The sequence below is a fragment of the Stenotrophomonas sp. TWI273 genome (genome assembly GCF_039674765.1).
GTDB lineage: Bacteria > Pseudomonadota > Gammaproteobacteria > Xanthomonadales > Xanthomonadaceae > Stenotrophomonas.
This window is the reverse complement of sequence record NZ_JBDJOA010000003.1, coordinates 53407-63951: the sequence shown is the minus strand read 5'-3', so window position 1 is coordinate 63951 and position 10545 is coordinate 53407. Positions and strand designations below refer to the sequence as shown.

Sequence of the window (10545 nt, the reverse complement as noted above, 5' to 3'; positions counted from 1 at the left end):
TGCGGTGACCAGGATGCTGCTTTACCCCAGGCCGTTCATCTCCCGCAATCATTTCGCGTTGCGCATTTGTCGCACAATGACCGTGCTGGCCGTGCTGTCGGGCGTGACCGCTTGCGGCGCAGGCGGGTTGTGGATGAACGGCAATCCCGCTGCGACCCGGCACCTCAGCCCGCCGGGCCACGAGTGGACCCGGCCGGATGCCAGCGTCCTGGTACGCGACCTGGATTGGCAGGCGTGCGGTGGCCAACGAAGTGGGAACATTTCGGCAGACCGGCGAGGGGCTACTCCTCAAGAGGATGCCGAGCTTTCGCGCGAGAAACTCTACGCTGCGCAACGTTGCATGTTGGGAAAGGAGTATCACTACATCGGTTCCTGCGAAGGCGATATTCCGGGCCGCTATCCCGCCTGCCAGTCCGGTTCGGGGAGATTGCTGCTTGATTGAGCCGTCTGCGCAACGACAGATCAGAGCGGCTGGAGCTGCATTGGCAGTCGCGTTGCTGTCCGGTTGCGTGATTGGCAATGGCCGCATCTGTGGGCCGCAGACACCGATGATCTACTGCGATAAAGCGGCGTATGAGCGGCTGGCCAACCCACCTTCATTGATGGAAAGCTGGCAGCACCCGTCCAATACACCTGAAGCGCGTCAGCTCGACTGGGTGTCCTGCGGGGGTACGGAGAAGGGGAGCTATGCGGTGTTGCCAGGCACTACAGGTGCTGAGACGGCCGCGCGCTCCGGTGCGAAATTCGATCAGATTCAACGTTGCATGTTGGGTAAACAGTATCAGTACACCGGTACCTGCCAGGGTGAGATTCCCAGTCGTTTCCCTGCATGCCAGCGTGCGGAGGGGTCCGTGTCGCAGCGCTGATGCGCCGAGGCGTATGCGGTCCTCCATCCAGTGCGTATCACTATCCTTGGGAGCCAGAACATGCAGTCATTCTTTCGTCCACTATCTGGATCGTCTGCCCGCCTCGCGCTTGGTTTGACTCTCCTGGGCATCGCCGGCGCAGCGTGCGCTGATCCTGAGCTGCTCGAATCGCCGCAGTCGGCACAAGCGGTGCGATGCGCGGCCTTCTACATTGATGTTCCCTCGGCAGGCAATCCCGTGGCCAACCTCATGCTGGGCTCGGTGGTGAGCAAGGCTGCATGGATGGATCAGTTGAAGGCGCTCATGGCCCGGGGTGCCGAGCCACCGATGACCCGCTTGGTCGTCGCCGGTGAGAGCGAAGATGTCACACGAAAAGCAGTCCAGTCGGCGCTCGGCAGCTTCAAGCAGCAGCGCCTTTCCTATCTGACCCTCACGGTCGCAGGCCAGTCGCCGAAGATGCAAGGGCTGCAACGCAGCGCCGAGCAGCTTGGCATCACTTTCCGCGCGGCGACCCCTGAACGCTCGGCCGCATCACCCGAGGCACGGGCGGATGCGTATCTTCGGGGCGTGTGTGATTGAGCTGCACCCACGCGCCGTCACCGCCCTGTGCCTGGCCCTCAGCCTCAGCGCCTGCGGCATCGGCGGCATGTGGATGAATGGCGATCCATCGGCCAGCCGTACCCTCGTGCCGCCACGCGACACCTGGCAGAAGATGGGCAATGACGGCGCGGCCCGCGATGCCGACTGGCGCGAATGTGGTGGGGCCGCCAATGGTGGTTACCACGTCTCCACGCCTCAGAAGTCCAGCGCGGCGGTGATCCAGCAGGCCCTGGGCCGCACGTTCGATGATCTCCAGCACTGCATGATGCGCAGCGGGTACCGCTACACCGGCAGCTGCGAAGGGGAGATCCGCAGCCGCTACCCGGCCTGCCAATCGCCAGGCACAAAAAAACCCGGAGGACAGTGACGTCTTCCAGGCTTGATTGTGACCATCAAATGGTCGGGGAGACAGGATTCGAACCTGCGACCTCTACGTCCCGAACGTAGCGCTCTACCAGACTGAGCTACACCCCGTAAGGAGCCGCCTATTGTATCGATCCCGCCGGTCGGCGGCAAGGGGGGATCGCGTTTTTCACCTTCGGTGCCGTGTTGCCACGGCCCTTGATAAAGAAGCCTGGAAACGTGTTCCCAGGCTTCAATACGACCACCGAAGTGGTCGGGGAGACAGGATTCGAACCTGCGACCTCTACGTCCCGAACGTAGCGCTCTACCAGACTGAGCTACACCCCGAAGGAGCCGACAAGGATACGGTGTGAAGACCCGATCGGCAACCTTTTTTTAGCCTTCTTCGTGATCCGTACGGCTCTGCTCGCGGGCTTCGAACCACATGCCGTTGAGAATGGCCACGACCGAAGCCAGCCCTGCACCCAGAATCCAAGCGAAGTACCACATGGTAAGTCTCCTATGGCGCCGTGGGGCGCGTCAGTAAGCGTTGGGGTTGTCGCCCATCTCTTCGGCCGTGGTCTTGCCCTTCATCACGCGGTAGACCCAGGAGGTGTAGGCGATGATGATCGGCAGGAAGATGGCCGTGGCGATGAGCATGATCCCCAGGGTCAGGTGGCTGGAGGAGCTGTCCCAGACGGTCAGGCTGGAGCCCGGCTGGCTGGAGGAGGGCAGCAGGAACGGGAAGATCGCAAAGCCGACGGTCAGGATGATGCCGGTGATCGAGGCCCCCGAGGCCAGGAAGGCCAGGCCACCACGGCGGGCCCGCAGCAGCACCGCGCTGGCCAGTGCACCGACCAGCCCGAGGATCGGGGCCAGCAGGGTCAGCGGCATGCTCTGGTAGTTGCGCAGCCAGCCACCGGCGACCGCACCGACGGCAGCGGTCTTGAGCAGCGGGTCGGTCGGGCCATCGGTGACCACCTGGGAGGTGATCTGGTAGCCCGGCAGGCCAAAGGCCACCCAGACGCCGGCCAGGGCGAACAGCACGAAGGTCAGCATTGCCGCGACGCTGCCGTAGCGGGCCGAGCGCTCGGCCACCGGGCCATCGGTCTTGAGCACCAGCATCGCGGCACCGTGCGAGACCACCATCGCCACGCTGACCAACCCAGCCACCAGCGCGAACGGGTTGAGCAGGCCGATCAGGGTGCCGGTGTAGAAGATGCGCATGCTGTCATCGAAGTGGAACGGCACGCCGACCAGCACGTTGCCCACCGCCACGCCGGCGATCAGTGCCGGCAGCAGGCCGCCGACGAACAGCGCACGGTCCCAGTTCTCGCGCCAGCGCTTGCCGGGCATCTTGCTGCGGTACTTGAAGGCGACCGGGCGCAGGATCAGCCCGAACAGCATCAGGAACACCGCCAGGTAGAAGCCGGAGAAGCTGACCGCGTACAGCGGCGGCCAGGCGGCGAAGATCGCGCCGCCACCGAGCACCAGCCACACCTGGTTGCCTTCCCACACCGGGCCGACGGTGTTGATCACCAGCCGGCGTTCGTCATCGGTTCTGGCCACGAACGGCAGCAACGTGCCGACGCCGAGGTCGAAACCGTCCATCACCGCCCAGGCGATCAGCAGGATGCCGAGCAGCAGCCACCAGATCACGCGGAGCGTGGTGTAATCGAGTCCAATGAATTCCATCTGGGTTCTCCTGCCTTACGCCCGACCGTGGGTCGGCGCAGCGGCATTGGGGGAAAGGGACGTGGCTGCAGCCTGCAGCGACGGCAGGATGTCGTCCGGGCCCTTGCGGATCGCCTTGAGCATCAGCTTCACTTCGATGACCAGCAGCACCGTGTACAGCGCGGTGAATACCGCCAGCGTGGTCAGGATTTCATGCAGGGCCAGGCCCGAGGCGGCGTAGAAGGTCGGCAGCACGCCGTCCACCGCCCACGGCTGGCGACCGTACTCGGCCACGAACCAACCGCATTCGATCGCGATCCACGGCGCCGGCAGCGACCACAGGGCGAGCTTGAGGAACCAGCGCTTGTCCTGGAAGTTGTGGCGGCACGAGTAGTAGAAGGCCAGTGCGAAGAAGGCGATCAGGTAGAAGCCCAGCCCGGCCATGATGCGGAAGGTCCAGAACAGCGGGGCGACCCGCGGCACGGTATCCATCGCGGCCTTGGAGATTTCTTCCGGGGTGGCGTTGAGGATGTCCTCGCGATAGCGCTTGAGCAGCAGGCCGTGGCCCAGATCCTGCCAATGGCGGTCGAACATCTCGCGCGCTTCGACGTCGTTCTTGTCCTTGCGCACGCGTTCCAGTGCACCGTAGGCCAGCTGGCCACCGCGGATGCGGTTCTCGGCGCGCCCCACCAGTTCCAGGATGCCCGGGATCGGCTGGTCCAGCGAACGGGTGGCGATCAGGCCCATCAGGTACGGGATCTTGATCGCGTAATCGTTCTGCTGGGTGGTCTGGTTGGGAATGCCGAAGGCGGTGAAGTCGGCCGGCGCACGCTCGGTTTCCCACATGGCTTCGATCGCGGCCAGCTTCATCTTCTGGTGTTCGCTGGCGGCATAACCGCTTTCGTCACCCAGCACCACCACCGACAGCGAGGACAGCAGGCCGAAGGCGGCCGCCACCGCGAAGGAACGGCGTGCCATGTCCTTGTGCTTGTTGCGCAGCAGGAACAGGGCGCTGATCGACATCACGAACACCGCACCGGTCACGTAGCCGGCACTGACCGTATGCACGAACTTGGCCTGGGCCACCGGGTTGAACAGCACGGCGGCGAAATCCACCACCTCCATGCGCATCGTTTCCGGATTGAAGATCGCGCCGGTCGGATTCTGCATCCAGCCGTTGGCGATCAGGATCCACACCGCCGACAGGTTGGTGCCCAGGGCCATCAGCCAGGTCACGGTGAGGTGCTTGACCGGGCTCAGGCGCTTCCAGCCGAAGAAGAACAGACCGATGAAGGTCGCTTCCAGGAAGAACGCCATCAGGCCTTCGATCGCCAGCGGTGCGCCGAAGATGTCCCCCACGTAGTGGCTGTAATACGACCAGTTCATGCCGAACTGGAATTCCATCACGATGCCGGTGGCGACGCCGATGGCGAAGTTGATGCCGAACAACGTGCCCCAGAACAGCGTCATCTGGCGCCAGACCTGTTTGCGGGTCATGACGTAGACGCTCTCCATGATGGCCACCATGAAGGACAGGCCAAGCGTGAGGGGAACGAAAAGGAAGTGGTACATCGCGGTCAGAGCGAATTGCAGCCGCGACAGTTCTACGACTGTCTGATCAATCATGGCCTGGCTACCTCGTTGGGTTTTGCCGTTTCAGGTGGCGGGAAGGGGGGTCTACGGGGTGAATTCTGTGACCAGCAACTTCAAACAGCCTTGATTCAGATCAATGTACAAACAGACCTGCGCGGGGATCGTATGCATCCCACCCCTGCGACCGCTGGCCGCACGGGGGCGGGGCCAGCACCTACTACAATCGACGGAACCTCCCTGTGGCCGCCAGTGACTTGTTTTGAGCATACCCCCCGACGCGTCCATTGTTGAGACAACCGCCCTGCGCCGCCGTCGCCTGCACTGGCTGGGTGGGCTGGCGGCGGCCGCCCGCGGCAAGCAGCGGCTGGCGGCGATCTGCATCTGCCTGTCCGGCGCCTTGTTGATCGGGCAGGCGGCTGCCATCGCCTGGTTGATCCAGGCGGTGCTGGTGGATCACCGCCCACTGGCCGACGCCACGCCCGTGCTGCTGGGCTTGCTGGCGGTGCTGGGCATCCGCACCCTGCTGGGAAGCGCGACCCAGGCGGCAGCTGGTGACGTCGCCGATGCGGCGCGGCTGGCGCTGCGTGAACGGGTTTACCAGCGCCTGCTCGGGCGTGGCCCGCTGTGGTTGCGCCAGCAGCGCACCGGTGAACTCGGTGAACTAATGCTCGCCCATGCCGATGCGATTGAGAATTATTACGCCGGCTATCAGCCCGTCCGCATCGAAGTGGTCGTGGTCCCGCTGCTGATCGCCATCGCCGTGGCCTGGACCGATTGGGTGATCGCACTGATTCTCTTGTTCACCGCGCCGCTGGTGCCGTTTTTCATGATGCTGGTCGGTTGGGGCGCGGAAGCCGCCGGCCGTGCGCAGCTGGGCGAACTGGCGCGGATGAGCGGCCACTTCGCCGATCGCATCAAGGGGCTCGGTCTGCTGCGCCTGTACGGGCGAGGCGAGGCCGAGCTGGACGGTGTGGCCACGGCGGCAGAAGGTGTGCGCGAGCGCACCTTGAAAGTGCTGCGGATCGCCTTCCTCTCTTCGACGGTGCTGGAGTTCTTCGCGTCGGTCAGCGTGGCGATGGTGGCGCTCTATCTGGGCCTGAGCTATCTCGGCCTGATGTCGCTGCATGCACAGGTGCCGACGCTCGGCGTGGGCATGTTCTGCCTGCTGCTGGCACCGGAGTTCTATGCACCGCTGCGGCGCTTGGCCGCGCATTACCACGACCGCGCCAACGCGCTGGCCGCGGCGGCCGAAGTGGAGCGCCTGCTTGGCGAGTTGCCGGACGCCCCCGTGGCCGAGGACGCATCGCCGGCCACCGCGCGCGCTCCGGAACTGCTCGAACAGCACGCCCCGCCGGTCGTCGTAAGTGGGGTGAGCCTGCGACCACTGGGTGCGCATCACGATGTGGTGCAGCAGCTTTCATTCCAGATCGAGCCCGGGCAGCGCGTGGCGCTGATCGGCCCCAGCGGCAGTGGCAAAAGCACGTTGCTGGAAGCACTGGCCGGGTGGCTGCCCCCGCGCGAGGGCAGCATCGTGCTGCGCCCGGGGTTGGACGTGGGCTACGCCGGGCAGCGCCCCTATCTGTTCCACGGCACGATCGCCGACAACCTGCGCCTGGCCGCACCGGGCGCGACCGATGCGCACCTGCGCGCCGTGGCCGAGGCCGCCCAGGTGATGCGCTTCGCTGCCGCACTGCCACAGGGGCTGGACACCGTGATCGGTGAGCGCGGCTTCGGATTGTCCGGTGGCGAAGCGCGCCGCATCGGCCTGGCCCGGTTGCTGCTGCGCGATCCGCAGCTGCTGCTGCTCGACGAGCCGACCGCCTTCCTCGATCCGGACACCGAAGCCGATCTGCTGCGTACCCTGGCGGCGTTCGCGCGCGGGCGCAGCGTGGTGATCGCCACCCACAGCGAGACCGCGATGCGCTGGGCAGATACCCGCCTGACCCTGACCGCCGGTGGTGCGCGCCTGGCCTCGGAGGTAACGCCATGAAGGCGGCGCACATCGATTCGCTGAAGGGCGTGTTCGCCCGGCACCGTGGCCGGCTGCTGCTGACCGTGCTGCTGCTGTGGACGACGATGCTGGCCGGCACCGCGCTGCTCGGCCTGTCCGGTGGTTTCCTCACCGCCGCCGCCTTGGCCGGTGCCGCCGGGCTCGGCAATGGGTTCAACTTTTTCTCGCCCTCGGCGGGCATCCGCGGGCTGACCATGGCGCGCATCGTGTCGCGCTATTTCGAAAAGCTGGTCGGCCACGATGTCACCCTGCGCATCGCACGTGACCTGCGCGTGTGGTTCTTCCGTCGTGCGCTGCCGCTGGCACCGGCCCGTCTGGCCGGTGTACGCACCGGTGAACTGCTGGCGCGGCTGATGTCGGATATCGGCGAGGTCGATGGCCTGCTGGTACGCGCGATCGGCCCGCTGTTGGCGCTGGGCGGCATCTCGCTGGTCGCGGTGGTGTCGGCGGGCATCATCTATCTGCCAGCGGCCGCTCTGCTGGCGGTGCTCGCCTTGCTGATCGGGCTGGGGGTACCGTGGCTGACCGTGCGTGGCGCCGCCGACCAGGAGCGCGACCGCGCGCTGCACCGGGCACAGCTGCGTACCCAATCCTTCGAAGGGCTGGAAGGCGCGGCCGACCTCGCCGCGCTGCAGGCACGTGAGCATTGGAACCAGCGCGTGCGGGTGGCAGCCAAACAGCTGAAGTCGCGTGACAAGCGTCGCCGCTGGCGGCTGATCAGTGGCAATACATTGCACGGTCTGTGCGGCGCGGGTGGCCTGGTCGCGATGCTGTGGCTGGCCCTGCATGCCTTCGAGCGCGGCAGCGTGGATGCCGCGCTGGCGGCCGCACTGGTATTCCTGACCGTCGCACTGCTGGAGCTGTGGGCCGGGATCGGCTTGGCCTGGCAATCGTGGTTGTCCGGCCGCGTCGCCGCGGTGCGGCTGGAGGCCATCGTGGACCAGGCGCCTGGCGTGGTGGAAGCCGCCGCGCCGGTGACCGTGCCATCCGTGCCTGCAACGCTGCGGTTCGATCAGGTGGTGTTCCGTTGGCCCGGCCAGGGCCGTGTGTTGCTCGACCAGGTGCAACTGGAACTCGCGCCGGGCGAACGGATTGCGATCCGCGGTGACAGCGGCAGTGGCAAGACCACGCTCTCATCGCTGCTGTTGCGGCTATGGGATCCGGAGGCCGGCAGCGTGCGTTACGGTGATACCGATATCCGCCGCTTCGCCCAGGCCGACTGGCATCGCCAGATCGCCTGGCTGCCGCAGAACGCGCCCGTGTTCGCCGGCACCGTGGCCGACAACCTGCGGCTCGGCGATGTACGGGCCAGCGATGAACGATTGTGGCAGGTGCTCGCGGAGGTCCGTCTGCATGCCTGGGCCGAGCAGATCGGCGGGTTGGCGGCGTGGGTGGGCGAGAACGGCGCCACGATGTCAGCCGGGCAGGCGCGGCGCCTGGCGCTGGCGCGCGCGCTGCTGCGTGACGCACCGATCCTGTTGCTGGACGAGCCGACCGAAGGCCTGGATGTGGACACCGCGCATGCGTTGTTGCATGACATGGTGGATGCGCTGGGCAAGCGCAGTCTGTTGATGATCACCCACGACGAATTGCCGGAGGGCATCGTGCATCGGAGTTACCGGTTGCGGGATGGAAGGTTGGAAGGGTAGCGCCGAAGGCGATCCGCACACTACGTGCACAGCATCCACGCATGGCGTGGATCTACCCGAAGAACCTGCCGTCGCGGATCAACCCTCCCAGCGCCACGATGTTGATCACTACGGCCGCCCAGAACACCTGCTGGAAGGCGGCTTTACGGTTCTTGTGCCGCAGCATGGCCTGTGCCATCAACGCACCCGGCCAACCGCCGAGCAGGGCCAGGCCCTGCAGCGTGCTTTCCGGTGTGCGCTGGCGATCATTCTGGGCGGCGGATTTGTCATACCAGTACCAGGCAAAGGTCACCACGCTCAGGCCCAGGTACGCACCCGGTACCCACGTCGGCCAGTGCTGCCACATCGCCACGGCAATGAGGCCTGCGAGGAACACCAGTGCGATGGCGGTGCGCGGCAGTCGATCCGGCCCCGCACCACGCACCGCAGTGCGTGCAGCAGGACGACCACCATCCCGAGCCAGCGCGAACCGCACCGCCACCGCATTGCGGCGTCCCTGTGCATCCGCCTGCACGTCATAGGTGATCACATCGCCCAGCACCGGGCGGCGATCACGTGCAGCGAAGGCGCGGATATGCACGAAGCATCGCTCGCCACCGCCATTGGGCTGTACGAAGCCGAAGCCGCGCGCGTCGTTCCACTCGCTGATCTTTCCTTGAAGGCGCATGGGTAAACTCAGAGCGAGGACAGGAAGCCGCTGACCGCCGGGCCAAACCGGGCGAAGTCGACCAGGAAGGCATCGTGGCCCTGCGGTGAATCCAGCCCGATGAACTGTGCGTCGGCGCCACCGGCGCGCAGGCCATCGGCGATCTGCTGTTGCTGCTGTACCGGGAACAGGATGTCGGTGTTCGCGCCGATCGCCAGCGCCTTGTCCACCTGGATTTTCGCCAGCCCGGCCATGACGTCGCCGTCGGCGTATTCGGCCAGGTCGAACCAGTCCATCGAGCGGCTCAGGTACAGATAGCAGTTGGGATCGAAGAAGCGCACGAAGCGGCGGGCATGGCCTTCCAGGTAACTTTCGACCTGGAACTCCAGGCCGAACGGATCGTCATCGGCCTGGTCCGAATCCAGGCGCACGCGGCCAAAGCGGCCATCCCATTCCAACGCGGAGCGATAGGTGATCACGCCGAGCTTGCGGGCCATGCGCATGCCCGATTCCGGATAGGCCTGGTCGGTGTAGCGACCGCCATTCCACTGCGGATCAAGCCGGATCGCCTCGCGTTGCAGCGAGCGGATCGCGATCGAGAACGGCAACGCCTGGGCACTGCCGGAAATATTGATATGGCTGCGCGCGATGCCCGGGTGCAGCAACAGCAGCGCCAGCGCGGTCATCCCGCCCATCGAGTTGCCGATCACGCAGGCCAGCTCGGTCACGCCCAATGCGCGCACCACCTCGACCGCTGCGCGTGCGCCATCTTCGATCGACAGTTCGGGGAAGCGCAGGCCGTACAGCTCCCCGGTGGCCGGGTCGATGCTGGCCGGACCGGTCGAGCCCTTGCAGCTGCCCAGCGAGTTCACGCAGATCACGAACCAGCGATCCGTATCGATCGGCTTGCCCGGGCCGACCATCGCCTCCCACCAGCCGGCGGCCGGGTTGTTGGCGTTGGCCGCGGCATGCGCATCGGGCGAGAGCCCGGTGACGATCAATACCGCATTGCCGGCATCGGCAGCGAGCGTGCCCCAGGTTTCGTAGGCAACGTGCGCATCGTGCAGTTCACCGCCGCGCTTGAACGCGAACGGCGAGGGCAGGGCGTGATAACGGGTGCCGGGGGGAATGAATTCAGTCATGCACGCAGTTTAGCCGGGCGCC

General features: G+C 65.8%; 11 protein-coding genes and 2 tRNA genes. 6 read left to right on the top strand and 7 right to left on the bottom strand.

The window, feature by feature from the left end:
• Positions 1 to 13: 13 nt before the first annotated feature.
• The 4 genes from ABE571_RS04890 to ABE571_RS04875 are packed head-to-tail and all read left to right on the top strand — an operon-like array spanning position 14 to position 1833.
• On the top strand, positions 14 to 442 hold the full coding sequence (locus tag ABE571_RS04890) for a hypothetical protein (protein ID WP_346493317.1): 429 nt from the start codon (positions 14 to 16) through the stop codon (positions 440 to 442).
• A 40-nt stretch (positions 443 to 482) separates the two neighbouring features.
• Positions 483 to 866 (top strand): hypothetical protein, encoded by a 384-nt coding sequence (locus tag ABE571_RS04885; RefSeq protein WP_346493316.1) that lies wholly within the window; start codon positions 483 to 485, stop codon positions 864 to 866.
• A 60-nt stretch (positions 867 to 926) separates the two neighbouring features.
• The gene (locus ABE571_RS04880; protein ID WP_313212265.1) at positions 927 to 1445 is read left to right on the top strand and encodes a hypothetical protein; all 519 of its coding nucleotides are present in this window, start codon (positions 927 to 929) and stop codon (positions 1443 to 1445) included.
• Complete coding sequence (locus tag ABE571_RS04875) at positions 1438 to 1833, top strand: hypothetical protein (protein WP_346493315.1); 396 nt, start codon at positions 1438 to 1440, stop codon at positions 1831 to 1833. Before ABE571_RS04880 ends, ABE571_RS04875 begins: the two co-directional genes overlap by 8 nt.
• Before the next feature lie 30 nt (positions 1834 to 1863).
• On the opposite strand, the gene ABE571_RS04870 is transcribed toward ABE571_RS04875, so the two are convergent.
• The 5 genes from ABE571_RS04870 to ABE571_RS04850 all read right to left on the bottom strand — a co-directional run bounded on the left by ABE571_RS04870 (position 1864) and on the right by ABE571_RS04850 (position 5108).
• Positions 1864 to 1940, bottom strand: a tRNA-Pro gene (locus tag ABE571_RS04870).
• Positions 1941 to 2079: 139 nt separating this feature from the next.
• Positions 2080 to 2156 (bottom strand) — tRNA-Pro (locus tag ABE571_RS04865).
• Positions 2157 to 2204: 48 nt separating this feature from the next.
• Positions 2205 to 2318 (bottom strand): cytochrome bd-I oxidase subunit CydX, encoded by a 114-nt coding sequence (cydX, locus tag ABE571_RS04860; RefSeq protein ID WP_019182852.1) that lies wholly within the window; start codon positions 2316 to 2318, stop codon positions 2205 to 2207.
• A 30-nt stretch (positions 2319 to 2348) separates the two neighbouring features.
• Positions 2349 to 3503, bottom strand: coding sequence for a cytochrome d ubiquinol oxidase subunit II (gene cydB, locus ABE571_RS04855; protein WP_346493314.1), 1155 nt, complete (start codon positions 3501 to 3503; stop codon positions 2349 to 2351).
• 15 nt (positions 3504 to 3518) lie between these two features.
• Complete coding sequence (locus tag ABE571_RS04850; protein WP_313212262.1) at positions 3519 to 5108, bottom strand: cytochrome ubiquinol oxidase subunit I; 1590 nt, start codon at positions 5106 to 5108, stop codon at positions 3519 to 3521.
• Positions 5109 to 5334: 226 nt separating this feature from the next.
• Here ABE571_RS04850 and cydD point away from each other — a divergent pair, with 226 nt between their 5' ends.
• Both cydD and cydC read left to right on the top strand, forming a co-directional pair.
• Positions 5335 to 7065 carry a thiol reductant ABC exporter subunit CydD gene (gene cydD, locus ABE571_RS04845; protein ID WP_313212261.1) on the top strand — a complete coding sequence of 577 codons (1731 nt, stop codon included), beginning with the start codon at positions 5335 to 5337 and terminating at the stop codon, positions 7063 to 7065.
• Positions 7062 to 8735, top strand: coding sequence for a thiol reductant ABC exporter subunit CydC (cydC, locus tag ABE571_RS04840; RefSeq protein WP_346493313.1), 1674 nt, complete (start codon positions 7062 to 7064; stop codon positions 8733 to 8735). Before cydD ends, cydC begins: the two co-directional genes overlap by 4 nt.
• Positions 8736 to 8787: 52 nt before the next feature.
• On the opposite strand, the gene ABE571_RS04835 is transcribed toward cydC, so the two are convergent.
• Together ABE571_RS04835 and ABE571_RS04830 are read right to left on the bottom strand one after the other, a co-directional pair.
• Positions 8788 to 9402, bottom strand: a complete 615-nt coding sequence (locus tag ABE571_RS04835; RefSeq protein WP_313212259.1) for a cold shock and DUF1294 domain-containing protein — start codon at positions 9400 to 9402, stop codon at positions 8788 to 8790.
• Between the two features lie 8 nt (positions 9403 to 9410).
• The gene (locus ABE571_RS04830) at positions 9411 to 10523 is read right to left on the bottom strand and encodes a homoserine O-acetyltransferase (protein ID WP_346493312.1); all 1113 of its coding nucleotides are present in this window, start codon (positions 10521 to 10523) and stop codon (positions 9411 to 9413) included.
• Between the last annotated feature and the right edge of the window lie 22 nt (positions 10524 to 10545).